At 73.8% G+C, this 26,916-nt stretch carries 21 protein-coding genes and 1 tRNA gene; 16 read left to right on the forward strand and 6 right to left on the reverse strand.

Features of this window, described 5'->3' with window-relative positions; all coding sequences use genetic code 11:
• Window positions 1–145 precede the first annotated feature (145 nt).
• A complete protein-coding gene (locus NF338_RS16065) occupies window positions 146–778 on the reverse strand; it encodes a 5-formyltetrahydrofolate cyclo-ligase (protein ID WP_264031698.1) in 633 nt (210 codons plus the stop codon).
• 179 nt (window positions 779–957) lie between these two features.
• Between NF338_RS16065 and NF338_RS16070 the strand changes: the two genes are divergently transcribed.
• From NF338_RS16070 to NF338_RS16090, 5 genes are all read left to right on the forward strand, one after another.
• The gene (locus tag NF338_RS16070) at window positions 958–3,204 is read left to right on the forward strand and encodes an NTP transferase domain-containing protein (protein ID WP_264031699.1); all 2,247 of its coding nucleotides are present in this window, start codon (window positions 958–960) and stop codon (window positions 3,202–3,204) included.
• A 67-nt stretch (window positions 3,205–3,271) separates the two neighbouring features.
• The gene (locus NF338_RS16075) at window positions 3,272–5,728 is read left to right on the forward strand and encodes a GH36-type glycosyl hydrolase domain-containing protein (protein ID WP_264031700.1); all 2,457 of its coding nucleotides are present in this window, start codon (window positions 3,272–3,274) and stop codon (window positions 5,726–5,728) included.
• 132 nt (window positions 5,729–5,860) lie between these two features.
• Window positions 5,861–6,511, forward strand: a complete 651-nt coding sequence (locus tag NF338_RS16080) for a GNAT family N-acetyltransferase (RefSeq protein ID WP_264031701.1) — start codon at window positions 5,861–5,863, stop codon at window positions 6,509–6,511.
• Window positions 6,512–6,572: 61 nt separating this feature from the next.
• A complete protein-coding gene (locus NF338_RS16085; RefSeq protein WP_264031702.1) occupies window positions 6,573–7,832 on the forward strand; it encodes a hypothetical protein in 1,260 nt (419 codons plus the stop codon).
• 65 nt (window positions 7,833–7,897) lie between these two features.
• Window positions 7,898–7,970: transfer RNA gene (locus NF338_RS16090), tRNA-Ala, on the forward strand.
• A gap of 57 nt (window positions 7,971–8,027) precedes the next feature.
• Here NF338_RS16090 and NF338_RS16095 read toward each other — a convergent pair.
• A complete protein-coding gene (locus NF338_RS16095) occupies window positions 8,028–8,864 on the reverse strand; it encodes a DUF4253 domain-containing protein (RefSeq protein WP_264031703.1) in 837 nt (278 codons plus the stop codon).
• A 99-nt stretch (window positions 8,865–8,963) separates the two neighbouring features.
• Here NF338_RS16095 and NF338_RS16100 point away from each other — a divergent pair, with 99 nt between their 5' ends.
• On the forward strand, window positions 8,964–9,815 hold the full coding sequence (locus tag NF338_RS16100; RefSeq protein WP_412847065.1) for a formylglycine-generating enzyme family protein: 852 nt from the start codon (window positions 8,964–8,966) through the stop codon (window positions 9,813–9,815).
• A 75-nt stretch (window positions 9,816–9,890) separates the two neighbouring features.
• On the opposite strand, the gene NF338_RS16105 is transcribed toward NF338_RS16100, so the two are convergent.
• Window positions 9,891–10,406, reverse strand: a complete 516-nt coding sequence (locus NF338_RS16105) for a DUF4190 domain-containing protein (RefSeq protein ID WP_264031705.1) — start codon at window positions 10,404–10,406, stop codon at window positions 9,891–9,893.
• Window positions 10,407–10,595: 189 nt separating this feature from the next.
• On the opposite strand from NF338_RS16105, the gene NF338_RS16110 reads away from it, so the two are divergent.
• Window positions 10,596–12,224 (forward strand): hypothetical protein, encoded by a 1,629-nt coding sequence (locus tag NF338_RS16110; RefSeq protein WP_264031706.1) that lies wholly within the window; start codon window positions 10,596–10,598, stop codon window positions 12,222–12,224.
• A gap of 97 nt (window positions 12,225–12,321) precedes the next feature.
• Window positions 12,322–13,818: a beta-N-acetylhexosaminidase gene (locus tag NF338_RS16115; RefSeq protein ID WP_264031707.1), complete on the forward strand. Its 1,497-nt coding sequence runs from the start codon at window positions 12,322–12,324 to the stop codon at window positions 13,816–13,818.
• Between the two features lie 4 nt (window positions 13,819–13,822).
• Here the strand turns inward: NF338_RS16115 and NF338_RS16120 are convergent, their stop codons facing one another.
• Window positions 13,823–15,613 carry a phospholipid carrier-dependent glycosyltransferase gene (locus NF338_RS16120; RefSeq protein WP_264031708.1) on the reverse strand — a complete coding sequence of 597 codons (1,791 nt, stop codon included), beginning with the start codon at window positions 15,611–15,613 and terminating at the stop codon, window positions 13,823–13,825.
• 34 nt (window positions 15,614–15,647) lie between these two features.
• Between NF338_RS16120 and rsmI the strand changes: the two genes are divergently transcribed.
• Window positions 15,648–16,538: a 16S rRNA (cytidine(1402)-2'-O)-methyltransferase gene (gene rsmI / locus NF338_RS16125; RefSeq protein ID WP_264031709.1), complete on the forward strand. Its 891-nt coding sequence runs from the start codon at window positions 15,648–15,650 to the stop codon at window positions 16,536–16,538.
• Between the two features lie 19 nt (window positions 16,539–16,557).
• Here rsmI and NF338_RS16130 read toward each other — a convergent pair whose 3' ends face one another.
• The gene (locus NF338_RS16130; RefSeq protein WP_264031710.1) at window positions 16,558–17,157 is read right to left on the reverse strand and encodes an isochorismatase family protein; all 600 of its coding nucleotides are present in this window, start codon (window positions 17,155–17,157) and stop codon (window positions 16,558–16,560) included.
• Between the two features lie 29 nt (window positions 17,158–17,186).
• Here NF338_RS16130 and NF338_RS16135 point away from each other — a divergent pair, with 29 nt between their 5' ends.
• Entirely contained in the window at window positions 17,187–17,762 is a 576-nt protein-coding gene (locus NF338_RS16135) for a MarR family winged helix-turn-helix transcriptional regulator (protein WP_264031711.1), read from the forward strand.
• Between the two features lie 141 nt (window positions 17,763–17,903).
• Window positions 17,904–19,085, forward strand: coding sequence for an aminotransferase class I/II-fold pyridoxal phosphate-dependent enzyme (locus NF338_RS16140; RefSeq protein WP_087469753.1), 1,182 nt, complete (start codon window positions 17,904–17,906; stop codon window positions 19,083–19,085).
• A 3-nt stretch (window positions 19,086–19,088) separates the two neighbouring features.
• Here the strand turns inward: NF338_RS16140 and NF338_RS16145 are convergent, their stop codons facing one another.
• The gene (locus NF338_RS16145; RefSeq protein WP_087469752.1) at window positions 19,089–19,523 is read right to left on the reverse strand and encodes a phage holin family protein; all 435 of its coding nucleotides are present in this window, start codon (window positions 19,521–19,523) and stop codon (window positions 19,089–19,091) included.
• A gap of 129 nt (window positions 19,524–19,652) precedes the next feature.
• Here NF338_RS16145 and NF338_RS16150 point away from each other — a divergent pair, with 129 nt between their 5' ends.
• The 5 genes from NF338_RS16150 (at window position 19,653) to NF338_RS16170 (ending at window position 26,912) form a co-directional block, all read left to right on the forward strand.
• A complete protein-coding gene (locus tag NF338_RS16150; RefSeq protein WP_264031712.1) occupies window positions 19,653–20,906 on the forward strand; it encodes a PQQ-dependent sugar dehydrogenase in 1,254 nt (417 codons plus the stop codon).
• 372 nt (window positions 20,907–21,278) lie between these two features.
• Window positions 21,279–22,577 (forward strand): G5 domain-containing protein, encoded by a 1,299-nt coding sequence (locus tag NF338_RS16155; RefSeq protein ID WP_264031713.1) that lies wholly within the window; start codon window positions 21,279–21,281, stop codon window positions 22,575–22,577.
• A 148-nt stretch (window positions 22,578–22,725) separates the two neighbouring features.
• A complete protein-coding gene (gene metG, locus NF338_RS16160) occupies window positions 22,726–24,519 on the forward strand; it encodes a methionine--tRNA ligase (protein ID WP_264031714.1) in 1,794 nt (597 codons plus the stop codon).
• A 2-nt stretch (window positions 24,520–24,521) separates the two neighbouring features.
• Window positions 24,522–25,559, forward strand: a complete 1,038-nt coding sequence (locus NF338_RS16165) for a TatD family hydrolase (RefSeq protein ID WP_264031715.1) — start codon at window positions 24,522–24,524, stop codon at window positions 25,557–25,559.
• A 186-nt stretch (window positions 25,560–25,745) separates the two neighbouring features.
• Complete coding sequence (locus tag NF338_RS16170) at window positions 25,746–26,912, forward strand: ubiquitin-like domain-containing protein (protein WP_264031716.1); 1,167 nt, start codon at window positions 25,746–25,748, stop codon at window positions 26,910–26,912.
• Window positions 26,913–26,916 lie beyond the last annotated feature (4 nt).

A 26,916-nucleotide genomic window follows, 5' to 3' on the forward strand; every position in this document is an offset into this window, starting at 1 on the left:
GCAGTCCGAGCGCGTCACCCACCCCAGCCCGACCGCGCGTGTGGCGGGCCTGAACCGACCGACCCGACCCGACCGGGCGGGCGGCGGAACGGACCGACCGACCCAGCCCGACCGCAGGGGTCGTGGGGCCGGCCCGGGCGGATCGCTACGGGAGCCAGCGCCAGCCGAGGGGGGTCGCGACGGCGTCGACGGTCTTGTCGTGGGGCTCGACCGGGAGCGGGCGGTCGGAGGCGTCGTAGACCTCCTCGGGGAAGACGACGGCGACCACCTTGGTCCCGGGGCTCAGGTGCTCGAGGGCGCGGTCGTACCAGCCGCCGCCCTGGCCGAGCCGGACGCCGCGCGAGTCGACGGCGAGCGCGGGGGCGACGACGACGTCGGCCTGGGCGATGGCCTCGGCGCCGAGCGGCGGGGTGCCGGGTTCGGGCGGTCGGCCGGGGGCGCGGACCTGGAGGTCGGCCGGGCCGTCGTACACGGCCCAGTCGCGCTGCAGGCCGGCGCCGAGCACCGGGAGCAGGACGCGCACGCCGCGCGCGGAGAGGCGTTCGAGCATCTCCGCGGTGCCGGGCTCCGCGGGGCGGGCGGCGTAGGTCGCGACGCACGTGGCGGCGGCGACCTCGGGGATGGTCGCGACGACGTCGGCGATCGCGGCGGCCGCTTCCTTGCGGAGCCGCTCGGACCGCGCCTGGCGGTTGGTGCGGATGGCCTTGCGGAGGATCTCCTTCGCGTCCTCGGCTTCGATGCTTCCGTGCAGGGGGTACGGCTGGACCGGGCCACTCATGTCCCTATTGTCACCCGGCTCGCGGTTCCGTGCGGACACGGCGCGGGTGACCTTCGGCCCTGGTGGGCCGGATCGGGTTCCGTGGACGGGCCCGGGGTGCCTATGATCGGGGAGAGCCAGTAGTTCGGACTCCTGACAAATGAGTCGGGGTCCGGCAGAGGTCGACCAGTGAGGACGCCATGACCGCGACGACGCCCGCGAAGCCCAGCGCCACGACCCCGCGACCGCGAGGGGGCGCGCACAGCCGGACCGCGAGGGCCGCCGTCGTGCTCGCCGCGGGGCACGACGCCGCGTCGCGCGACCTCCTGTCCCGGCCGCTGGGCAGCGCGACGGTCGTCGAGCTGGCCGTGGCGAACGTGCGTCGCGTGGTCGACGCGAGCCGCATCGTCGTCGTCGTGGCGCCGGACGACCCGACCGTGCGCGAGCTGCTCGGCGAGGACGTCGTCTACGTGGAGCAGGAGGCGCCGCTCGGCACGGGCGACGCGGTCCTCGCGGCGCGCGGCGCGGTCGCGTCGGTGCTGGGGCTCGGGGTCGACGAGCCGGTGCTCGTCGCGTACGCGGACACGCCGTTGCTGCGCTCGGAGTCGCTCCTGGGCCTGCTCACGCGCCACACGCTCACGGGCGCCGACCTGTCGCTCCTCTCGGCCGTCGTGGACGACCCCGACGGCTACGGCCGCGTGGTCCGCGCCGAGGGCGAGATCGCGGCGATCCTCGAGTCGTCCGAGGCGGGCGGCGTCGCCGAGCCGCGCACGGAGATCAACGTGGGTGCCTACGTCGCGGCGCCGGGCCTGCTGTTCGGCGAGCTCGAGCGCATGGCGTCCGACGGCGAGCACCGGCTCACGGAGCTCGCTCGCCGCGTCATCGGCGCGGGGAAGCGGATCTCGTCGTACCGGATCGTCGACGTCGACGAGGTGCGCGGCATCAACACGCCGGACGAGCTCGCGCAGGCGGCGGACATCGTGCTCAAGCGCCTGTTCGTCCCGAAGAAGAACACGGACACCAAGATCGTGTTCGGCACGGGTGGCTGGCGCGCCGTCATCGGCGAGGGGTACACGCTCGCGAACGTGCGCCGGCTGTGCCAGGCGATCGCGAACGAGACGATCCGCCGTGGCCTCGACGGCAAGGGCGTCGTGATCGGGGGCGACCGTCGCTTCCTCTCGCGCGAGTCGGCGATCGCGGCGGCCGAGGTCTTCGCGGGCAACAACATCGCGGTCACGCTTCTGCCCGACGACGTCCCGACCCCGCTCGTGACGTTCGCCGCGCCGTACCTCGGGGCGGCCTACGGCATCATCGTCACGTCGAGCCACAACCCGCCCGAGTGGAACGGCATGAAGGTGTTCCGCCAGGACGGCTCGCTGCCGCTCGACGACGAGACGGACCGCTACCAGGACGAGGCCAACGCGCTGTCGGTCGACGACGTCATCACGCTCGACATCGACGTGGCGCGCCGCGCGGGCGTCGTGGTCGACCGGTCGCTCACCGACCCCTACGTCGACGCGATCGAGAAGATCATCGACGTGGACGCGGTGCGCGGCTCCGACCTGCAGGTGGTCGTCGACCCGATGTACGGCACGAGCCAGCTCACGCTCGGCACGATCCTGTCCGACATGCGGGTGCGCTCGGAGTTCATCCACGCGGCGCACAACCCGCTGTTCGGCGGCGTCGCGCCGGCGCCGGACCTGCAGCGCCTGAGCACGCTCGTGACGATGATCCAGCAGGGCGGGGGGCGCTACGACCTCGGCATGGCCACCGACGGCGACTCCGACCGCATCGGCATCGTCGACGAGACCGGCGAGTACATCTCGACGAACGACCTGCTCCTCCTCCTCTACTGGTACCTGCACGAGGTCCGCGGCGAGAAGGGCGGCGTCGTGCGCAACCTCGCGACGACGCACCTGCTCGACCGGCTCGCCGCCCACTTCGGCGAGGAGTCGCGCGAGGTCAAGGTCGGCTTCAAGCACGTCACGGCGGGCATGGAGGAGATCGGCGCCGTGCTCGGTGGCGAGTCGTCGGGCGGCCTGACGATCCGCGGCTGGATCCTCGGCAAGGACGGCATCTTCGCGTGCGCCCTGGTGGCCGAGATGCTGGCCCGCACGGGCAAGCGGATCTCCGAGCTGCGCGCGATGGTCTACGAGATCACGGGCCGCCTGTACACGCTCGAGGCGGGCGTGCCGGCGACGCCGGAGATGCGCGTCGAGGTGCCCCGACGCCTCGAGGCGGAGCCGCTCACGCACGTCGGCCCGTACCCCGTCGTCTCGGTCTCCCACCTCGACGGCACCAAGATCCTCCTCGAGAACGACAACTGGGCGCTCCTGCGGTTCTCCGGCACCGAGCCCGTCCTGCGCATGTTCGTCGAGGCGGACTCTCCCGAGAAGGCCGCCGAGCTCCTCGAGTGGCTCCAGGGGTTCGTCACCGCCGGCGTCTGACGGCGCCGAACCCTTCCCACCCCCGCCCCACCCAGCCCCACCCCCCACGACAGGAACCAGAGCAACGATGCGCTACGGCCACTTCGACACCGCGCACGACGAGTACGTCGTCGAGCGCCCCGACGTCCCCGTCTCGTGGACGAACTACCTCGGCAGCAAGAACCTGTGCACCGTGCTGTCGCACACCGGCGGGGGGTACTCGTACTACAAGAGCTCGCAGTACGGCCGGATCACGCGCTTCCGGCAGAACGGCGTCCCGGTCGACCGGCCGGGCCACTACGTGTACCTGCGCGACGACGCGGACGGCGACTTCTGGTCGGTGTCGTGGCAGCCGGTCGGCAAGCCGTTCGTCGGCCCCGGCGAGGAGCTCGACCCCACGGGCGGCGCGGGCCGGTGGACGACCCGGCACGGGCTCGGCTACTCGACGTTCCGTGCCGAGTACAAGGGCGTGGACGCCGAGCAGACGATCTTCATCCCCGTGGACGACGACGTCGAGGTCTGGGACGTCCGGCTGACGAACACGACGGACGAGGTGCGCGAGCTCACCGTCGGGTCGTACGTGGAGTTCAGCTTCCACACGATCACGATCGACAACCAGAACCTGCAGATGTCGCTCTACGCGTCCGGCTCCTCCTACGAGGACGGGATCATCGAGTACGACTTCTACTACGAGCCGTGGACGTACCACTTCTTCGCGTCGAGCGAGACGCCGTCGTCGTACGACTCGCTGCGCGACAACTTCATCGGCCCGTACCGCTCCGAGGCGAACCCCATCGCGATCGAGCGCGGGCACGGGTCGAACGAGTCCGCGACGACGCAGAACCACTGCGGCTCGCTCCAGCACACGATCACGCTCGCGCCGGGCGAGACCAAGCGCCTCGTCTACATGCTCGGCTACGGCTCGCGCGACGCGGCCGGTCGCGCGATCCAGGCGAAGTACTCGGACGTCGCGACGGTCGACGCCGAGCGCGCACGGCTCCGCGCGTTCTGGCGCGCCAAGCAGGACAAGCTGCGGATCCGCACGCCCCACGAGGGCATGAACACGATGATCAACTCGTGGACCCTCCTCCAGGCGGAGACGTGCGTGCAGTGGTCGCGCTTCGCGTCGTTCGTCGAGGTGGGCGGTCGCGCGGGCCTCGGCTACCGCGACACCGCGCAGGACGTCATGAGCGTCATCCACTCGAACCCGACGAAGACGCGCCAGCGCATCGTCGAGCTCCTGCGGGCGCAGACGGAGGCCGGGTACGGCCTGCACCTGTTCGACCCCAAGGCGTTCGACCCCGACGCCGAGAAGCTGCCCGACGTCCCGTCGCCGACGATCGTGCCCACGGTCGACCCGAAGGACCTCATCCACGGGCTCGAGGACACGTGCTCGGACGACCACCTGTGGCTCGTTCCGTCGGTCGTCGAGTACGTCAAGGAGACGGGCGACCGCGCGTTCCTCGACCTGGAGATCCCGTTCGCCGAGGGCACGTCCGCCACGGTCTACGACCACCTGGTCCGGGCGCTCGAGTTCTCCGCGCAGCAGGTGGGCCAGAACGGCGTCGCGCTCGGCCTGCGTGCCGACTGGAACGACTGCCTCAACCTCGGTGGCGGCGAGACGTCGCTCGTGACGTTCCTGCACGCGTGGGCGATCGGCGCGTTCCTCGAGATCGCGGAGCCGCTCGCCGCGGCGGGCGACGAGCGGGCCGAGGCCGACGTCGCGCGGTTCACGGCGGAGCGCGAGCGCATCGCCAAGGTCGCGGACGCCCAGCTCTGGGACGGCCGTTGGTGGATCCGCGGCTACACGCGCGACGGCGTGAAGATCGGCTCGGCCGAGAACGAGGAGGGCAAGATCTTCCTCGAGCACCAGGCGTGGCCCGTCATCGCGGGCATCACGAGCCAGGAGCGCGGCGAGGCGTCGATGGACGCGGTGCGCGAGCTGCTCGGCTCCGAATACGGCAACCACCTCAACTGGCCGGCGTTCACGAAGGTCGACGACACGGTCGGGTTCGTCACGCGGGTCTACCCGGGCATCAAGGAGAACGCCGCGATCTTCTCGCACCCCAACGCGTGGCCGATCATCGCCGAGGCGATGCTCGGGCGCGGCGACGAGGCGGTGCAGTTCTACGACGCGATCCTGCCGTACCACCAGAACGACAACATCGAGGTCCGCGGCGCCGAGCCGTACGCCTACGTCCAGTTCCTCTACGGCCGCGACCACGAGTGGTTCGGCAAGGCGCAGAACCCGTGGCTCACGGGCACGGCCGGCTGGATGTACACCGCGGTGACCAAGTACGTGCTCGGCGTGCGCCTCGCGCTCGACGGCCTCGTCGTCGACCCGTCGATCCCGAAGGACTGGGACGGGTTCGAGGTGCGCCGCGAGTGGCGCGACGCCGTCTACGACATCGAGGTCCGCAACCCCGACCACGTGTCCAAGGGCGTGCGCTCGGTGACGGTCGACGGCGTCGCGCACGACCCGGCGGCCCCGATCCCGGCGCTGCCCGAGGGCACCGAGGCGAAGGTCGTCGTCACGCTCGGCTGATCCCGCGCCGCACCACCGGGTGCCCCCGTCACCGGTCGGTGGCGCGCGGGCGCCCGGTGGTGCCACCCTGTGCACCGAGGACCGGGCGCCCGCCCGCGCCCGCCGACAGCTCCCGAGGACGGTCACCGCCGCATGACGCACAAGATCACGCGCGGCTGGACCGTCACCAAGCCGTGGCCCGTGACCCTGCGGGACGACACGCTGGGCGGGTCGATCGTCCTGCGCCCGCTGCGCCGTCGGGACGCGAACGCGTGGATGCGCCTGCGCGCGCACAACGCCGACTGGCTCGAGCGCTGGGAGGGCACGTCGCCGCGCCCCGGCAGCGGGGGAGGGCCGCCGACGTTCGCCGAGTACGTCCGCGTCCTGTCCGCCCAGGCGCGCGCCGGGTCGTCGCTGCCGTTCGCCGTCGAGCTGGACGGCGAGCTCGTCGGTCAGCTCACGGTCTCCTCGATCACGTACGGGTCGCTGTGCGGCGCGAGCATCGGCTACTGGGTGAGCGAGCACGTCGCGGGCCGGGGCGTCATCCCGACCGCCGTCGCCATGGCGACGGACTACTGCTTCGCGGTCCTCGGCCTGCACCGCATCGAGATCAACATCCGTCCGGAGAACGGCCCGAGCCTGCGCGTCGTGGAGAAGTTGGGCCTGCGCGACGAGGGCGTGCGCGAGCGGTTCCTGCACATCCAGGGGGCGTGGCGCGACCACCGCACGTTCGCGATCACGAGCGAGGAGGTCCCCGACGGGCTCCTCGCGCGCTGGCAGGCCACGCGCCGCGAGACCATCTGAGCCCACCGACACGCCGGAGCGCGTGCGGACCGTGGCCGCGCGCCTCGCCTACGGTCGGGATGTGGAATCGGCCTCGGGGATCGTCGCGCTCGCGGTGTTCCTGCTGTGGGTCGGGTTCTACGTCCCGCACCGGGTGCGTCACCGGCAGCAGCTGCTGGAGGCGCGCACGGACGACCGCTTCTCCGGTTCCCTGCGTGTCCTGGCCGTCGCCGGCCCGGGCGGCGGGGGCGCGGGCGGCTGGGACGCGCGGCTCGACGGCGTCACCGCCGTCGCGTCGATCGCCCCGGGACCGTCCGGCGACGGAGGTCGCGCCCTCCTCGGGGGAGCGGGGACGCAGGACCGGCCGGCCGGCCGGACGCACGAGGAGGAGGGAACGCACGCCATGGGGAGCACCGTCAGCGCGTCACCCTCGCGCGGGGCACCGCCGCGCCGTCAGCCGGCGTCCGAGCAGTCCCGCCTCGCCCTCCTCGAGCGGCGCGCCGCCGCGGCGCGCCGCCGTCTCGCGCTCACGGTCGTGCTGCTGCTCGCGAGCGTCGCCGTGTGGGTCGTCGTCGCGCTCGGGTACCTCCCGTGGTGGGCCGGCGTGGTCCCGACGGCGGTCCTCGGCCTCGTCCTCGTGCTGGGCCGTCGTGCGGTGCTCGCCGCGCAGCGGTCCGACGCCGCGTGGCTGGCCGAGCGTCGCGCCGCCGCCCGCGCCGCACGCGGGACCGTCCTCGGCGCGCCGCCCGCGCCCCGGGGTGCGCGTCCGCGCGTCACCGGCCGCGCCGTGCACGGGTCCCAGGTGAGCACGCAGATGATCCCGCGCGTCACGCCCCAGGACCTCGCGCGGGCGAACGCCACCGCGGCCGCGCTCTCCGGAGGCGGCCCCGTCGGGTCGTCGCCGCGCGAGCGGGTCACGGCGCCGGGCACGACGACGGCCGAGGACTCCGGCTCCGAGGAGCCTGCGTCTGCGCACGCCGGGTCGTCCGAGGCTCCGGCGGTCGCGACGGCAGAGGCTGCGCAGGTCGTCGAGGTCGAGGGCGTCGACGAGGACCGCGTGCCGTCGGGTCGCGCCTGGGACCCCGTGCCGGTGCCGCCGCCGACCTACACGATGAAGCCGACGGCCCCGCGGCGCGAGCCCGCCCCGCTCACGGACGACGACGTCGTCTCGCCCGCCCGGGCGGGCGTAGCCCCTGCCCCGGTCGCCGCGGTGGAGGTCGCCGTGGAGGTGCCCTCGGGCGCGCCCGAGCCCGCCGTCGGGGACGAGCGCAAGCCGTCGACCGAGACGCTGGGGCTCGACCTCAACGAGATCCTCGCTCGGCGTCGGGCCGCGGGGCAGTAGCTCCCCCCGGGGGTGGCCGGTTTGGTAGACCCCACCCCCGGGGTGCTAGTCTGTTCCTCGCTTGAGGGGCTATGGCGCAGTTGGTAGCGCGTCTCGTTCGCAATGAGAAGGTCGGGGGTTCGAATCCCCCTAGCTCCACCCTCTGAGAGGGCCGCTGACACCGTCAGCGGCCCTTTCTGCTGCTCAGGGCGCGTCTCAGTCCCACCAGAACGACCAGGCGTGGGTCCCGACGAGTGCGTGGGCGTACTCGTCGAACGTGTCGTGGGAACCCTGCCAGACGTTGTCGGGGCAGACGGCGAAGTGCTCGACGGCGAGAGCGCGGGCGTGCTCGAGGTCCTGGGGCGGTCGCGCGACGGAGACCAGCAACATGTCGGTCCCGACGCCGACGACCCGGGCGCCGAAGCGATCGGCCCAGGAGCGCAGGACCGCCGAGACCAGCTCCGTGTCGTTCGTGTGGTTGCAGGGCCCGTCCCAGCCGGCGAGGGTCAGGGCGCCCGCGCCGTCGGGCGCGGGCACCAGGCCGAGCCGCCACGGTCGCGGTCGACCGTAGGGGTCGACGTCGTCCTGGAGATGGCGGGCGAAGGCGTCGGCGAGGGCCTCCGGGTCCTCCCCGGCCTGCCCGGGCCGAGCCAGGCCGGGCCAGGGCCCGCTCGGTTCTCCCGCCCCGGGCACCTCGTCCGCGTCGGAGCCCGCGTCGGAGCCCGCGTCGTCCTGGAGGTCGTCCCAGAGCGACCGGAGGGCCGTCTCGGGGTCGACGGCGTCGAGCACCTCGGCGGGCTCGGGGAACGACCACCGTCCGACCCAGGCGTCCGGGTGGTCGTCGTCGTGCTCCAGGAGGAGAGGGACGAGGCCGGTCTGCGCGTGCGCGCCGCGCAGGCGCGCCCAGACCTCGCCCGCGTCCCGGACGGGTGCGTCCGAGACCCAGAGCAGCGCCGTGCCGTGGAGCCCGGGCGGTGCCCAGTCGCTCTCGTCGGCGAGCACGAGGCGCCCGGGCGGGAGGTCGTCGGGCAGCGCGGGGAAGTGCGGTGTCATGACGCGCAACGTACGACGTCCCACCGACAGGGTGGCGCTCTTATGCTGGCCAGCGTGGCCCTCACCGATCTGGTCCCAATCCCCGGCGGGACGTTCCGCATGGGTTCCGACCGGCACTACCCCGAGGAGGGGCCGGCGCACGACCGGGAGGTCGAGCCGTTCCTGCTGGAGCGGCACGCGGTGACGAACGCGCAGTACGCGGCGTTCGTCGCGGACACCGGCTACGTGACCGTCGCGGAGCGCGCGCTCGACCCGGCCGACTTCCCGGGGGCCGACCCGGCGGACCTCGTGCCCGGGGGCCTCGTGTTCACGCCGACGGCGGGTCCGGTCGACCTGCGCGACTGGCGGCAGTGGTGGCGGTGGCAACCCGGGGCGTCGTGGCGTACGCCGCAGGGACCGGGGTCCGACGTCGACGACCGCCCGGACCACCCGGTGGTGCTCGTCGCGTTCGAGGACGCGTCGGCCTACGCGGCCTGGGCGGGCCGGCGGCTGCCGACGGAGGCCGAGTGGGAGCGCGCCGCGCGCGGCGGGCTGATGGATGCCGAGTACGCGTGGGGCGACGAGCTCGCGCCGGGCGGGCGGCCGATGGCGAACACCTGGCAGGGCCGGTTCCCCTACCTCGACGAGGGTTGGGGCGGGACGTCGCCCGTCGGGTCCTACGCGGCGAACGCGTACGGGCTGGTCGATCTCATCGGGAACACGTGGGAGTGGACGGTCGACACGTTCGCCCCCCGTCACGTCGTTCCCGGGACGCGCGGGCCGGACGCCGGGGCGCGGCTCAACCTCCTGGCGCCGACGACGTCGCCGCAGGTCATGCGCGTCACGAAAGGCGGATCGCACCTGTGCGCGCCCGAGTACTGCCGCCGGTACCGCCCCGCGGCCCGGTCCCCGCAGTCGGACGACAGCGCGACCACGCACCTCGGGTTCCGCTGCGCCGCGGACGCGGGCTGACGGACGACGAGGGCCCCCGCCGCTCGGCGGGGGCCCTCGTGGTCCGTGCTCGGATCGCGCGGTGCGCGCGAGCGGTCAGCCGCAGGTGTACTCGATGCCGTTCTCGTAGTGGGTGCCCGGGCCGAGCTCGGCGCACTTCTCGATGACGGCGGAGGTCGTGACGCCGATGATGATGCCGACGACGATCGAGATCACGAGCACGATGGCGCCGACGATGATGCCCGCGAGGGCGACGCCGTTCTTGTAGCCGGCCTTCTTCGACTTGTTGAAGGCGATGATGCTGAGGATCAGGCCCACGATCGACAGGCAGCCGAGGAACGACAGCACGAGGCCGACGATGCCCATCGTCTTGCCGGGGTCCTGGGCCGGGGCCTGGTACCCGGGCGTCCCGCCCGGGACGGGTCCGGCCTGCGGGGCGTTGTACTGCGGCGCCTGCGGCGCGCCGTACTGGGGTGCCTGCGGGGCGCCGTACTGCGGGGCCTGCGGCGGCTGCTGCGGCTGACCGGGCTGCGGCGCGCCGTACGCGGGCGGGCCGGAGGGCGTCCCGCCGGGCTGCTGCGGGTTCTGGTCGGGCTGGTCGGGGGTCGACATGCGATCTCCTCGGCGGTGGGTTCGGGCCCGGCCAGTATGCCGGTCGACGGCGCCCGGCGTCCCGTGCGCCCGCGGCGCGTCCCGAACACGGGTCACCCCGCCGGCGGGCGTCCACCCGACGGGCCGACCGTCACGACTCCTCCACATCCCCCGTTCTGCGGGGCGCGCGGCGTACGCGATGATGGGGGCGTGAACTCTCGGAAGGTCCGATTCGTCCCTGTCGCCCTCCCCGTCGTCCTCAGCCTCGGCACCGTCGCGGTGCTTGGTGGCTGTGCCGCGGAGACGGCGAAGGCCGACGGACCTTCCTCGGGCGAGACGGGGCTCGTCGCGCGTGCCGCGGAGCCCGGCGAGGGCGTCCTCGTGCTGGACTCGACCGACCCGGCGGAGCTCGCGCTGACGAGCAGCCAGGCCTTCTTCACGTCCGCGCCCGTGGTCGTCCTCGCCGTCGTCGACGACGAGGCCGCGCGGGCCGTGGCGGCCGCCGCGGCGGTCGAGCTCGCCGCCCCCGTCCTCCTGGTCGGTGGGGGGATCTCCGACGGGGGGTTGCGCACGGAGCTCGCCCGGCTCGGCACGGCCGCCGTCGTCGAGGTCGGTGAGGCCGACGTCCCGCCCGGGCAGGACGAGGACGCCGACGAGACGCCCCCGCGTGCGACGGTGGGTGACGTCGAGGGCGTCGAGCGGGTCCTGCTCGACGTCGGCGCGCTCCGCGCGGACGGGACGCTCGACGAGCACGACCTCGACGACGTCCGTGCCGCGCTCCCCGAGCGCGGCGAGCCGGAGACGCTCACGGAGGTCCTCGCGCTCACGGAGCCGGGGAGCCTCGACGCGCCCGGCGGCCCGCAGTCCGCGGCGATCGCGACGGCCCGCGCGGCCGGGGCGGTGCCGCTCGAGGTGCCGCAGGGCGACCCGCGGTCCTCGGCGGAGGTCGTCGACGCGCTCGCGGCCGCGAAGGCGCTCGCGGTCGTGGGCATCGGGGCGAGCTTCGGGTCCGCGGACGACCTCGCGTGGCGGCTGCGCACGGCCGAGGCCGGCACCCTGCTCCCGAGCGGGTCGCAGCTCGTGCTCGCCGACGGGGTGCGGTACGTGGCGGTCGAGGCGGACGCGGTGACGTCCGGGCTCGTGGCGGTGGGGGAGCGGTCCGTGTCCGACGCCGTCACGCGCGCGCAGGACGCGGCGGCCGCGTACGTGGAGGCTGCCCCGGACGAGGTCGTGGTGCCGGTTCTCGAGGTCCCCGCGACCCGGGCGTCGTCGAGCGCGGGGACGGACCGCGACTACTCGACGGAGATTCCTGCCGACGAGCTGTTGCCGCTGGTGGACGCCGCCGCGGCGGCGGGGGTGCTGGTCGTCCTGCGGTTCGAGCCGGGGCGCGCGACCTTCGACGAGCAGGTGGCCGAGTACGCGGACGTGCTCGCCCGCCCGACCGTGGGGGTCGTCCTCGACGTCGATGCCCGTCGCGGCGAGGACGTCCCGAACGGCACCGTGGACGCGGACGAGCTGGGCGCCGCGATCGGCGCGGTGGGGGAGGTCGTGCGCACGTCCGGGCTCCCGCAGAAGCTCGTCGTGCTGCAGCGCTCGGACGCGGACGCGATCCGCGACGTGGCAGGCCTCGACCTGGGGGCCGGCGAGACGGCGGTCGTGCTGCAGCCCACGTCCGGCGACGGTTACGGCGCGCGCGTCCGCGAGTGGGGCGTGCTGCTCGACGGCCTGCCGCAGGGGTTGGTCGGCGGGTGGACCACCGGTTCCTCGGACCCGGCCCGCGACGTCGAGGGCGTGCTCGGCCTGGACCCGAGTCCGCGCTACGTCGCGCCCTCGCACTGACCCGAGGCGCTTGGCCGTCCCTGCTGACGCGGGTTAGGGTGTGGCGCTCGCAAAAGCCGAATCGATTCGATCCCAGCCCCAGACGACGAGGTACCCGATGGTCTCGGTCATCCCCCAGCCCCTGCAGGTCGAGCCCCGTGGGGGACACGTCCCCGTCACCACGCTGGAGGTCCACGCGCTCGGTCTCGAGCGGACCGCCCCGTGGCTCGGGGACCTGGCCGCGACGCTCCTGAGCGGCATCGACGGCGTCGTCGCGACGCACGACGACCCGGCGTCCGAAGGCTCCGCGGCGGGCGTCGCGACCCCCACCGCGCTCGTGCTCCGGCTCGACGAGGCGGCGGGTCCAGAGGACTCCGCGAGCCCGGAGCGGTACAGCCTGGTCGTGGACGAGGCCGGGGTCACCGCGACCGCCGCCGAGCCCGCCGGTCTGCTCCACGCGGTGCAGACGCTGCGGCAGCTCGTCGAGGCACCCGGTCCGGGCGACGAGCCCGCGCGGGTGCCCCACGTCGTCGTGCACGACGCGCCCCGCTACCCCTGGCGCGGCCTGTCCGTGGACCTCGCGCGGACGTTCTTCGGCCTCGACGCCCTGCGCGCCGTGATCGACGTCGCCGCGGCGTACAAGCTCAACGTGCTCCACCTGCACCTCACGGACGACCAGGGCTGGCGCATCGAGTCGCCGTCCCGGCCCGAGCTCGCCAAGCTCTCCTCCGGGAGCGACACGTCCGGCGGGAAGGGCGGGCACCTGTCGCTCGCGGACTTCCGTGCGCTGCAGGACCACGCGGCCGAGCGCTTCGTGCGCGTCGTGCCGGAGATCGACGTCCCGGGCCACATCAACGCGGCGACGCACGTGTACGGGGACCTCATGCCCGACGGCGCCGCGACCGACGCCTACTCCGGCATCGAGGTCGGGTTCTCGCGCCTCACGTTCGACCTGCCCGCCACGGAGCCGTTCCTGCGCGACGTCTTCACCGACCTCGCCCACGCGACGGACGGCGAGCACGTGCACCTCGGCGGCGACGAGGTGCTGAAGATGGAGCCCGCCGAGTACGCGCGGTTCGTCGAGCTGTGCGAGCGGGTGATCCTCGAGGCCGGCAAGAAGCCGGTCGCGTGGCAGGAGGCCGCGAAGGCGCCGCTGCGCCCGGGAACGATCGTCCAGTACTGGGACACGCACCCCATGGACCTCACGTACCTGGTCGACGCCGCGAAGGCCGGGGCGCGTATCATCCTGTCGCCGGCGAACCGCGTCTACCTCGACATGCGCTACACGGCCGAGTTCGACCCCGCCCTGGGGCAGGACTGGGCGGGCCTCGTCGAGGTGCGCGACTCCTACGACTGGGAGCCGGAGGAGGTCGTGCCCGGCCTGCCGGTCGAGACGATCGAGGGCGTCGAGGCGGCCGTGTGGACCGAGCGGATCCCGACGCTCGACGCCCTGTTCACCATGCTCCTGCCGCGCCTGAGCGCCGTCGCGGAGGTGGGCTGGACCGCCCCGGACCGCAAGGACTGGGACGACTACCGCCGTCGCGTGGCGCGCGAGGCGGACGCCTGGCGCCGCGCGGGGATCGCGTTCCACGAGTCGGCGCAGGTCGACTGGTGACGCGTCAGATCCAGGTGGGCAGCCACATGTGCAGGCGCCAGAACCAGTACGGCACCTGCCACGCCGTCCAGATCGGGTAGAAGAACACGCTGACGGCGCCGATCGTCGTGAGCAGGACCGTGAGCACCACCTTCACGCGCGCCCGCGCGACCGGGCGGTGCTCGGTGCGCTCGAGCGCGAGGGTCATCGCGTAGACGAGCGTGAGCACGACCCACGGGGTGAACACGATCGAGTAGAACGTGAAGATGGTCCGCTCGGCGTAGAGGAACCACGGAGCCCACCCCGCGACGACGCCGCTGAGCACGGCGAGCGCCCGCCAGTCCTTGAGCCGCACGAGCGCGTACAGCGCGACGAGGATCGCGAGCGCCGCCGTCCACCACAGCACGGGGTTGCCGAGCGACGTGATCGCCCGCGCGCAGCGCTCCACCTCGCACCCCGCCTCGCCGGGGTCGTAGGAGCGCCAGTAGAACGACGTGGGGCGCCACTGGAGGATCCACCCGAGCGGGTGCGCCTCGTACGTGTGCTCGGACGTGAGCCCGTTGTGGAAGTCCCACATCTTGAGGTGGTATTCCCACAGCGACCGCAGCGCGGGCGGGAGCCACTGGACGCCCTCGTCGGGGTGGTCGAGCGCCCACTGGCGCATGTACGCCCCGGGGGTGCGGAACCACGACGTCCAGGCGCCGAGGTAGGCGAGCGCCGCCGTCGGGAGCATGATGAGCGCGGCCGGGATCGCGTCGCGCACGAGCGCGTCCTCCCACCAGCGCCCGACGCCCGCGGTGCGGCGCGCCGTCGCGTCCCACAGCACCGACACGACGGCGAAGACGGCGAGGAAGTACAGCCCCGACCACTTGACCCCGCACGCGAGGCCCAGCGCGACCGCCGCGGCGAACCGCCACCACCGCCACCCGAGCCCGGGCCCGTAGCGCCCGATCTTCCCGCCCGCGTCGAGGATCGCCCCGCAGCGGTCCGCGAGGCGCCGTCGGGCCTGCTCGCGGTCGAGCAGCAGGCACCCGAACGCGACGAGCACCCAGATCATGAGCATGTTGTCGAGGAGCCCCGTGCGGGAGTGCACGATCGCCTCGCCGTCCACGGCCATGAGCGCGCCCGCGACGATCCCCATCGCCGTCGAGGCGAACAGGCGCCGCGCGATCCGCGCCACGAGCACGACGGCGACGACCCCGACGACCGCGGACGCGATGCGCCACGACCACGGGTTCTCGGCACCGCCGAACGCCTTCATGCCGAGCGCGATCATCCACTTGCCGAGCGGCGGGTGCACCACGTAGTCGGCGGTCGGGAGGAACGAGTTCACGTCCCCGGCCTCGAACGCCGGGTTGGGCTCCTCGGGCCAGTCGGCCTCGTACCCGACCTGCAGCAGCGTCCACGCCTGCTTGACGTAGTACGTCTCGTCGAACACGAGCGTGCCCGGCCGGCCGAGGTTCCACAGCCGCAGCACCGCCGCGACGGCGGCGACGATCGCGACCCCGAGCCACCCCCACAGGCGGTCGTGCGCGGTCGCCCCCAGGGCCAGACGCCGCGGCCCGAGCAGGGCGAGCAGGAGGCGCTCGCGGTGCGTCAGGTCGGACGCGGCGTCGGGCTCGGAGCCCGCTGTCTCGTCGGCTCGCTCGCTCGGCGTCTCGCCCGGCGACTCGGTGGCCGAGTCGTCCGACAGGTCGGACGCCTCGACGTCGGGCGGCGGTCGGGTCCCGGCGTCGTCCGAGCGGTCGTCGGTGGCGTCGGACGCGGGCCGGGGCCCGGGGTGCGCGTCGGCGGGCGGCTGGGACACGCTGGCCATCGTAGGGGCACACGGGTGTGGAACCCTGGGAGCCATGTCCTCCTCGACCGACGTGCCCGACGCCGACCGGCCCACGACCCCGCGGGAGGCCGGGCACCTGGTGCTGGGCGGCACCCCGATCGGCAACGCGGAGGACGCGAGCCCGCGGCTGCGGCGGCTGCTCGCCGAGGCCGACGTCGTGGCGGCGGAGGACACGCGCCGCCTGCACGCGCTCGCAGGCCGGCTGGGCGTGCAGGTCGGCGGTCGTGTCCTCAGCTTCCACGAGCACAACGAGTCCGACCGCGCGGACGACCTGCTCGACGTCGTCGACGGGGGCGGGACGGTGCTCGTCGTGTCCGACGCGGGCATGCCGAGCGTGTCTGACCCCGGGTTCCGCGTCGTCGCGCGCGCGGTCGAGCGCGGGGTCCCCGTCACGACGGCGCCCGGGCCGAGCGCCGTCCTCACCGCCCTCGCGCTCTCGGGGCTCCCGACGGACCGCTTCTGCTTCGAGGGCTTCCTGCCGCGCAAGGCGGGCGACCGGTCGCGCGCGCTCGCCGCGCTCGCCGACGAGCCGCGCACGCTCGTGTTCTTCGAGGCGCCGCACCGCGTGGCGGAGACGCTCGCTGCGATGGCCGAGGCGTTCGGCGCGGACCGGCCGGCCGCCGTCGCGCGCGAGCTCACCAAGACGTACGAGCAGGTGCTGCGCGGGCCCCTCGCCGAGCTCGCGGAGCGCGCCGCCGAGGAGCAGCTCCGCGGGGAGATCTGCGTCGTGGTCGGCGGGGCGCCGCCGCGCGGACCGGTCCCGCTCGCCGAGCTCGTCCCGGGCGTGCTGGCACGCGTCGACGGCGGCGAGCGGCTCAAGGAGGTCGTCGCGGACGTCGCCCAGGACGCGGGGGTCGCGAAGCGCGACCTCTACGCGGCGGCGCTGGAGGCGCGCCGCCGCTGAGCCCGCGCGGGACGGACCGTCAGCGCCCGACGGCGGTGCTCGGCTCCAGTGCGACGCCCGCCGCGGCGAGCTCCTCGCGCGCCGCGGCGCCGAGCTCGGGCGTGACCGGCACGGTGAGGTCGGTGAGGACCCGGGTGGCGAGGCCGAGCGCGTGGGCGTCGAGCGCCGTCGCGCGCACGCAGTGCGACTCGGCGATGCCGACGACGTCGACCGCCTCGATCCCCGCGTCGCGCAGGACGTCCGCGAGCGGCCGGCCGCCGACGTCGACCCCCTCGAACCCGGAGTACGCGGCCTGGTACTCGCCCTTCTTCACGCCGGCGTCGGGAGCGAGGTCGGCGAGCGCGGGGTGCAGCTCGGCGTTCGGGGTGCCCGCGATCCCGTGCGGGGGCCACGTGTCGACGAAGTCGGGCTCCGGGCTCCAGTGCTCGCCCGGGTCGACGTGCCAGTCCTGGGTCGTGACGACGAGCTCGTAGGCGTCGCGGTGGTCGCGCGCATGGTCGGCGATCCGCTGCGCGACGGCGTTCCCGCCCTCGACCCCGAGCTCCCCGCCCTCGCAGAACGTGGGCTGGACGTCGACGACGATCAGCGCGCGGCGCACCGCGGGAGTGTTCTCGCTCATGCGCCCACTCTGCCACCCGGGACGGGGCCATGGGGGAGCTGCTGGACGAGGCGCGGGGCCTGCCGGGCGCGTCCCGCGCGCGGGTGCGAGAGTGGGAGCAGCCGTACCCGAGCATCCGGGAGGACCCGATGAGCGACGACCCGACGCCCGCCGCGACCCCTCCGGCCGGCGCGCCGGAACGCCCGATCGGCTACTGGCTCAAGCTCGTGGACCGGCTCATCGACGAGAGCTTCGACGGCGTGTTCCAGCACTCGGGGCTCACGCGCCGGCACTGGCAGGTGCTCAACACCATCCGGGACGGCGTGAGCGAGGAGACGAGCGTCGACGGCGTCCTCTCGCCGTTCACGGGGGCGGCGCCCGGGCCCGGGCACGGGGCGAGCGCCGTGACGGCGGAGATCGACGACCTCGTCCGCCGCGGCTGGGTCGCGCGCGACGGCGCGGGCAGCCTGTCCGTGACCGTCGCGGGGAACCACGCCTACCACGACCTGCTCGACGCGGTGTCGGTCTCGCGCGAGCGCGTCGCGGACGGCATCAGCCGCGCGGAGTACGCCCAGACGGTCGCGACGCTCGAGCGCATGGCGCGCAACCTCGGCTGGGACGGCTGAGCGCCGGTCCCACGGCGGGCTGCCGGGACGACGCCGCGACGAGACACGACGCGCGGCATCGGGCAGCAGGCGTACCCTGCGAGACCCGCGACCCGTGCGCACCCCGCGCCCGGGCGCCCCGCACAGAGCTGGAGCACTGCGATGGAGTTCCGCCGGATCCCCGGTCTGCCGCCCTACGTCTTCACCATCATCGACGGGCTCAAGATCGAGGCACGCCGAGCGGGCCGCGACGTCGTCGACCTCGGGTTCGGCAACCCGGACCTGCCCAGCCCGCAGATCGCGGTCGACAAGCTCGCCGAGGCCGCGCAGAACTCGCGCAACCACCGCTACTCCGCGTCGCGCGGCATCCCCAAGCTCCGCGAGGCCGTCGCGGGCCTGTACCAACGCCGGTTCGGCGTGAGCCTCGACCCGGACACCGAGATCATCTCGACCATCGGCGCCAAGGAGGGCTTCAGCCACCTCATGTGGGTGCTGCTGCAGCCCGGCGACGTCGCGCTCGTCCCCACGCCGAGCTACCCCATCCACATCTGGGGTCCCTACTTCGCGGGCGCCGACGCGCGCCAGGTCCCCATCGGCGACGGGACCGACGCCGCGGGGTACATCGACCGGATCATCGAGGCGTGGGAGCTCGGCTGGCCCAAGCCGCGCGTCGTGGTCCTGTCGTTCCCGCACAACCCGACGACGACCGTCGCGACCAAGGAGGACCTCCAGCGCCTCGTCGACTGGGCGCGGGACAAGGACGTCGTGCTCGTGCACGACCTCGCGTACGCGGACATGACGTTCGACGGGTTCGAGCCCCCGTCGATCATGCAGTGCGAGGGCGCGCGCGAGGTCGCCGTCGAGCTGTACTCCATGACGAAGTCGTTCTCCATGGCGGGCTGGCGCGTCGCGTTCCTCGTGGGGCGCCGCGACGTCGTCGGGGCGCTCGCCAAGCTCAAGAGCTACCTCGACTACGGCACGTTCCAGCCGATCCAGATCGCCGCGACCGTGACGCTCAACGAGGCGACCGAGTTCCCGCAGGAGATCTCGTCCGTCTACGCGTCGCGTCGCGACGCCCTGTACGACGGTCTCCAGCGCATCGGCTGGGACATCCACAAGCCCGGCGGCACGATGTTCGCGTGGGCCCGCATCCCCGAGCCCTACCGCGACATGGGCTCGATCGAGTTCGCGACGCACCTCGTCGAGGAGTGCGACGTCGCCGTCTCCCCGGGCGTCGGGTTCGGCCCGGGGGGCGACGAGTTCGTGCGGTTCGCGCTCATCGAGAACGAGCACCGCATCGGCCAGGCGATCCGCGGCCTCAAGCGCGGCCTGACCCGCCTCTGACGGTCAGGCGGGCGCCGCCGTGGGCGGCGTCCGCCCGTGCCGGCCCTGGTACCTGTCGACCTGACGGCCCGCCGCGGCGACGGCGCGGTCGTCGACGAGGTCGTACACGACCGTGCCGACCCAGACGATGAGCGTCGCCCACACCCAGGTCCAGAAGCCGTCGATGTCGAAGCCGCTCGACGGGGACAGCAACGTGGTGACGACGAGCGAGCCGAGCACGGTGACGATCCCCAGCGTCCACGTCCAGCCGTGGACGTGCTTGCCGAGCAGCCGCACCACGAGCGGCCGCAGCAGGGTGATCGTCACGGTGAAGAGCGCGACCGCGACCAGCCCCCACAGCCAGCTCATGGTCATCCCCTCGAGCACCAGGTTGGCGATGACGAGCGTCACCCCGTACGCGACCGCGGCGACGACGAAGCTGAGCACCTTCGGGTTCATGGCGCCCCTCCCTTGGGGCCGGTGAGGCGGGAGGACCCGCCTCCTTGTCTCCAGTGTGGCGCGGATCCGCCGTCGTGCGCGGGGAGCGCGGCCCGTGCGACGGCGCCCGCGGCGCGCGACGATGGGCGCATGCCCACGAACCGGACGGTCCCGCGTCGGGCGTGGCCCGCGGCCGTGGTGGGGGCCGCCGTCGTGCTGCTGGCCGGGTGCACGCCCGACGACGGTCCGGAACCTGCCCCGGGTCCGTCGGTCACGACGGCCACCGCCGAGCCGAGCGAGCCCACGGAGACGAGCACGCCGGCGCCCGCGCCGGAGCCCGGACTCGTCGTCGTGCCCGAGGTGCGGGTGGACGTGACCGAGGTGGCGACCGGGCTCCCCGCGCCGTGGGGGCTCGCGGCGCTCGCGGACGGGACGCTGCTCGTCTCGCTGCGCGACGAGCGCGGCCTGGTCGTCGTGGACCCGGCGTCGGGCGCCGCCGAGCCCGTCACGGGACCGGGCGCGGACGACCTGCGCGACGGCACGGTCGCGACGGGCGAGTCGGGCCTGCTCGGGGTCGCGGTCGGGCCCGAAGGCGGCGCGGCGCCGGGGGAGGTGTTCGTCTACCGGACCGCCGACGGCGGCAACGAGGTCCTGCGGGCGACGCTCGCCGGCCGCGAGCTGTCGGCCCTCGCCCCGATCCTGCAGGGCATCCCCGCGGCGTCCACGCACGACGGCGGCCGGCTCGCGTTCGGGCCCGACGGCTACCTCTACGTGACGACGGGGGACGCGCAGCAGCGCGGCGCGGCGCAGGTCGCGGGCGCGCTGAACGGCAAGATCCTGCGCCTGACGGTGGACGGCGCGCCCGCACCGGGGAACCCGGACCCGGCGTCGCCGGTGTGGAGCCTGGGGCACCGCAACGTCCAGGGCGTCGCGTGGGACGTGACGGGCCGGATGCTCGCGTCGGAGTTCGGCCAGGACACGTTCGACGAGCTCAACGTCGTCGTGCCGGGCGGGAACTACGGCTGGCCGGAGGTCGAGGGGGTGGGCGGCGCCGCGTCGGGGTTCGTGGACCCGGTGGCGACGTGGTCGACGTCGGACGCCTCGCCGAGCGGCCTGGCCGTGACCCGTGAGGGCGCGTACCTGGCGGGGCTGCGGGGCCAGACGCTGTGGCGTGTGCCGTTCGCGACTCCTGACGCCGGGGGGTCGGCCGACGCGTTCGGCTCGCCCCAGGCGTTGCTCACGGACCGGGGTCGGCTGCGCGCCGTCCTCGTCGACCCGGAGACGCCGCTCGGGGACGACGGGAGCTCCGTGCTGTACGTGCTGACCAACAACACCGACGGACGCGGGGACCCGCGCGCCGGCGACGACCGGCTGCTGCGGGTCGTGGTGACTCCCGCGGGATGAGGCCGTCGCGAGCCTGCATGGTGCCGGGGGGATCGCTGTCGCGAGACCGGCCCGAGCGTCGGAGATCGACCCTCGGGAGGTCGATCTCCGACGGACGGGTCGATCTGGGTGGATGTGCGGGCTGACCAGTCGGTTTGGAGCGCGATAACGAATCGGTTACGGTCGAGTGTCTCGCGTTGCCGCTCACCGGGGACAGGTGTATTGGCCGGCCGTGGGGCGCGGTCTCCGTAGAGCACCCAGGGTGCCGGGGGTCCGCAGGACGGCCGGATCGGCTGGTCGAACCGGGTGACGCCCGCGCCGCGGTGCGGAGCGCCCCGGGGCGCGCGTGCGCCGTCGACCCCCGTGCCCGGGACCCCCGACGACTGGACCAGAGTGCACAACCCCTTCCGCTTCCGCGCGCCCCAGAACCGTGACGTCGAGACCGACGCCTCGGACGCCACCCGCACCGAGACCGCTCGCACCGAGACCGCTCTCGAGACCGCCGAGACGCCCAGCCGTCGCGCCGCCCGCTCCGCGCGGACACTGCGCACGACCCGCCGGCGCCGCTGGTCCGTCGTCGGCGCGGCCACCGCCGTCGTGCTCGTCGGCTCGGGCGCCGTCGCGTACGGCGAGGCCAGCAAGACCGTGACCATCGACGTCGACGGCGAGCTGACGACCGTCAGCACGCTCGCCGGCTCGGTGTCCGGCGCGCTCGACGCGGCCGGCGTCGAGGTCGGCGCGCGCGACCAGGTCGCACCCGACCCCGCGTCGGCCCTCGACGACGGCGACGAGGTCGTGGTGCGCCTCGGCAAGCAGGTCACCGTCCAGACCGACGGCGAGCAGTCCGACGTCTGGCTCACCGCGCTCGACGCGGACGAGGCGCTGGAGACCCTCGCCGAGCGCGGCGGCGACGTGCGCCTCGTCGCGTCGCGGTCCGGTGAGCGCGCGTCGCTCGACCTGCGCCTCGACACCGACGGCCCGGTGAACGTCGTCGCGGACGGCCAGACGAAGGTCGCCCCCGACGGGAGCATCGGCATCCCCGCGATCCTCGAGCAGCAGGGCATCACGCTCGGCGAGCTCGACCGCGTGAGCGTGCAGCGCGTCGAGGCGGCCGAGCCCGGCGCGCCGACGGTCTCGCTCGTCGTCCAGCGCGTCGTCGTCGAGCAGCAGCAGACGGCGACGCCCGTCCCGCACGGGACCGTCCAGCAGCCCGACGACTCGAGGTACACCGACGAGTCCGCCGTCGCCCAGGCCGGGGCCGACGGCGTGACCACGACGACGTTCGAGGTCACCCTCGTGGACGGCGTCGAGGAGTCGCGCGAGCAGCTCTCCGAGGAGGTCACGACCGCGCCCGTGGACGAGGTCGTCGTCACCGGGACGCAGGAGCGCCCGAAGGACCCGCGCGCGATCGGGCAGGCCATGGCCGCCGCGCGCGGCTGGACGGGCTCGCAGTGGACGTGCCTCGAGAAGCTGTGGACCAAGGAGTCCAACTGGAACCCGACGGCGGACAACCCGACGTCGAGCGCCTACGGCATCCCGCAGTCCCTGCCCGGCTCGAAGATGGCGAGCAAGGGCGCCGACTGGGCGACCAACCCCGCGACCCAGATCGCGTGGGGCCTGGACTACATCGCCGGCTCGTACGGCTCGCCCTGCGGCGCGTGGTCCCACTCGCAGGCGACCAACTGGTACTGAGCACGAGCACGCGCTTTCTCTGCGCCGAGCACGGGGTAGTCGACGTTCTGGGGCTGAGAACGTCGGCAACCCCGTTCTCGGCGTCGCTCGGTCGCCGGGAGCGGACGCCGCCGCGAGCCCGCGGCGGTCCCGACTAGGATCGGGCACCATGACCCACATCCTCTCGGCCGTGGCGTGGCCGTATGCCAACGGGCCGCGCCACATCGGCCACGTCGCAGGTTTCGGTGTCCCGTCGGACGTCTTCAGCCGGCACATGCGCATGGCGGGTCACGACGTCCTCATGGTCTCGGGCACCGACGAGCACGGGACGCCCATCCTCGTGCAGGCGGACAAGGAGGGCGTGACGCCCCAGGAGCTCGCGGACCGGTACAACCGCGTCATCGTCGAGGACCTGCACCAGCTCGGGCTGTCGTACGACCTGTTCACCCGGACCACGACGCGCAACCACTACGCCGTCGTGCAGGAGATGTTCCGCACGGTCCACAAGAACGGGTACATGGTCGAGCGGACGACCATGGGCGCGATCTCGCCGTCCACGGGCCGCACGCTGCCCGACCGCTACATCGAGGGCACGTGCCCCATCTGCGGCTACGACGGCGCGCGCGGCGACCAGTGCGACAACTGCGGCAACCAGCTCGACGCGATCGACCTCATCAACCCGCACAGCCGCATCAACGGCGAGACGCCCAAGTTCGTCGAGTCGAACCACTTCTTCCTCGACCTGCCCGCGTTCGTCGACGCGCTGGGGGACTGGCTGCGCACGCGCACCGAGTGGCGCCCGAACGTCCTGAAGTTCTCGCTCAACCTGCTCGACGACGTGCGCCCGCGCGCCATGACGCGCGACATCGACTGGGGCATCCCCGTCCCGCTGGAGGGCTGGGAGTCCAACCCGAGCAAGCGCCTCTACGTGTGGTTCGACGCGGTCATCGGCTACCTGTCGGCGTCGATCGAGTGGGCGCGGCGCAGCGGCGACCCCGACGCGTGGCGCGCGTTCTGGAACGACCCCGAGGCCCGCTCGTACTACTTCATGGGCAAGGACAACATCACGTTCCACTCCCAGATCTGGCCGGCCGAGCTGCTCGGCTACGACGGCCGGGGGAACAAGGGCGGGGCGCCGGGGGCGTACGGGAACCTGCAGCTCCCGACGGAGGTCGTCTCGAGCGAGTTCCTCAACGTCGAGGGCCAGAAGTTCTCCTCCTCGCGTGGCGTCGTCATCTACGTGCGCGACATGCTGGCCCGCTACCAGCCGGACGCGTTCCGGTACTACGTCGCGTCGGCGGGCCCGGAGACGCAGGACGTCGACTTCACGTGGGCTGACTTCCAGCGCCGCACGAACGACGAGCTCGTCGCGGGCTGGGGCAACCTCGTGAACCGCACGGCGAACCTGGTCCACAAGAACTTCGGGGCGATCCCGGAGCCCGGACAGCGCCAGCCGATCGACGAGGGCGTCCTCGCCACGACGACGACCGCGTTCGGCCGGGTGGGCGAGCTCATCGCGACGCACCGGCAGCGCGCGGCCGTCGCGGAGGCGATGAAGACGGTCGGCGAGGTGAACAAGTACGTGTCCGACACCGAGCCCTGGAAGCTCAAGACGGACCCGGACCGCCTCGCGACCGTGCTGCACACCGTGACCCAGGCGGTCAGCGACCTCAACACGATCCTGTCCCCGTTCCTCCCGCACTCGGCGCAGCAGGTGCACGAGGCGTTCGGCGGGACGGGCACGATCACGCCGCAGCCGCGCATCGACGAGGTGACGGACCTCGACGACGACTCGCGGCACTACCCGGTCATCACGGGCGACTACCGGGCCGAGGGCCTGGCGACGTGGGAGCCGAAGGCCGTCGTGCCGGGCACGCCGGTGGGCAAGCCGACGCCGGTGTTCACCAAGCTCGACGACTCGATCGTCGAGGAGGAGCTGGACCGCCTGCGCGAGACCGCCTGACCGTGGCGAAGCAGCGCGAGCGCGGGTGGCCGCCGGCCCCGGAGCCGCTGCCGGTCCCGGTGGTGGACAACCACACGCACCTCGACTCGATCCCGCACGTCCTGCCCGACGACGTCCCTGCACCGAGCGTCGCGGACCACCTCGCGCGCGCGGCCGCCGCGGGGGTGGACCGCATGGTGCAGGTCGGCTGCGACCTGCCGTCCGCCCGCTGGACCGACGCCCTGCTGCGCGGGGTTCCGGAGGCGTGGGGGACGACGTCGACCGCCGAACGTGCGGCGAACCCGGCCGAGCGGGGGGTGCTTGCCCGTCCGGGGGTCGTGACGGGCGACAACCCCCTGCTCGCCGAGGAGGCGGCCCAGATCGGGCGGCTGCTCGGGGCTGTTGCTATCCATCCGAACGAGGCCGTGCTGCACGGCGGGGTGCGGGAGGTCGGGCCGGACGGGCTCGCGCCCGACCCTCGGCCGCACCACGACATCGCGCTCGACGACGCCGTCGCCGAGATCGCGGCGATCGCGCGCGGCAACGACCGCGTGCGGGCGATCGGCGAGACGGGGATGGACCTGTTCCGTACAGGGCCGCAGGGAGAGGCTGTACAGCGGGAGGCGTTCCGCGCGCACGTCGCGCTCGCCAAGGAGCTGGGGCTCGCGCTGCAGATCCACGACCGCGACGCGCACGCGGAGGTGCTCGACGTGCTCGCGCGGGACGGCGCCCCGGAGCGGACGGTCTTCCACTGCTACTCGGGCGACGCCGCGATGGCCCGGTTCTGCGCGGAGCAGGGCTGGTTCCTGTCCTTCGCGGGACCGGTGACGTTCCGCGCCAACGACGAGCTCCGGGCCGCGCTGCGGGAGGTGCCGCTCGGGCAGGTCCTGGTCGAGACGGACGCGCCGTACCTCACGCCGCACCCGTACCGGGGCCGTCCTAACGCCCCGTACGTGCTGCCTACGACGGTCCGTACCGTCGCCGAGGTGGTGGACCTGCCGCTCGCGGACGTCTGCGCGCGGCTCGCCGCGACGTCGGTCGCGGTCTACGGGCCCTGGTGACGCAGGCACGGCGGAGGCCGACCCCTCGCCGCGCGTCATCGCCCGTTCCGGGGCGAACCGGAGGTTTCGTCCGGGGTCACGTTTCGGCTACGGTCAGGTCCGTGCGTCGCGCGCCGTGCGCCGACGACGTGCCCCACCTCGCCCTCGGCGGTCGCCGAGGGCCGCTTCCCAGAAGGGACCGCGCGCGTGCTCGCACCTGACGGAACCGGTCGCCGGCGCCTGCAACGGCTGGTGGCCCGGGGCGTCGTCGTCGCGAGCCTCGTGGTCGTCACGGGCGCGTTCGCCTCGCTCCAGAAGAGCGTCACCCTCGACGTGGACGGCGAGCTGTACGACGTCTCGGCGTACGGGCGCACGGTCGCCGAGGTGCTCGACTACCAGGACGTCACGGTCGGCGCGGAGGACCTCGTCGAGCCGGGCCTGACGGACTCCGCGCACGACGGCGGCACGATCGTCGTCCGGACGAGCCACGACGTGACGATCGAGATCGACGGCCAGGTCCAGACGATCTCGACGACGGCGCGCACCGTCGGGGAGCTCCTCACCTACCTCGGCCCGCGCGCCGAGGGCGCGGTGACCGAGGTCTCGCGCACCCAGGCGCTCGGCCGCGACCCGATCCGGGTCTCCACGCTCAAGACCGTGCACGTCGCCGTGGACGGCGCGGTCATGCCCATCACGACGGCGGAGCCCACGGTGCGCGGCGTCCTCGCGACGGCCGGCATCGTGCTGGCCGAGGGCGACGGGACGTCGGCGCCGCTCGACGCCGCCGCGGTGGACGGCATGCTCGTCCTCGTGAGCCGGGCCGCTGCGTCGGCGACGACCGTCACCGAGGTGCTGCCCTTCGCCACGGAGGAGGTCGAGGACCCGAACCTGCCGAAGGGGCACCGGGTCGTCGTCCAGTCCGGCCGCGTGGGCGAGGCGACCACGACGTACGCCGTCCAGACCCTCGGCGGCGCCGAGGTGTCGCGCACGGTCCTCACGCGCACCGTCACGACGGAGCCGCGGAACGAGGTCATCAAGGTCGGGACGATGGACATCTCCGTCTCGGTGGACCCGGGCTCGGCCCGGGCGATCGGCCGGTCGCTCGCGGCCCAGCGCGGTTGGGGCGACGACGAGTTCACGTGCCTCGACAAGCTGTGGACCAAGGAGAGCAACTGGCGCGTCGACGCCGACAACCCGAGCTCGAGCGCGTACGGGATCCCGCAGGCGCTGCCGGGGTCGAAGATGTCGAGCGCGGGCGCCGACTGGCGCACCAACCCGGCGACCCAGATCACGTGGGGCCTCGGCTACATCGAGGGCCGGTACGGCACGCCGTGCTCGGCATGGTCGCACTCGGTCGCCAAGGGCTGGTACTGAGACC

Origin of the sequence: Cellulosimicrobium sp. SH8, from assembly GCF_025818875.1 — a bacterium.
Lineage (GTDB): Bacteria > Actinomycetota > Actinomycetes > Actinomycetales > Cellulomonadaceae > Cellulosimicrobium > Cellulosimicrobium cellulans_D.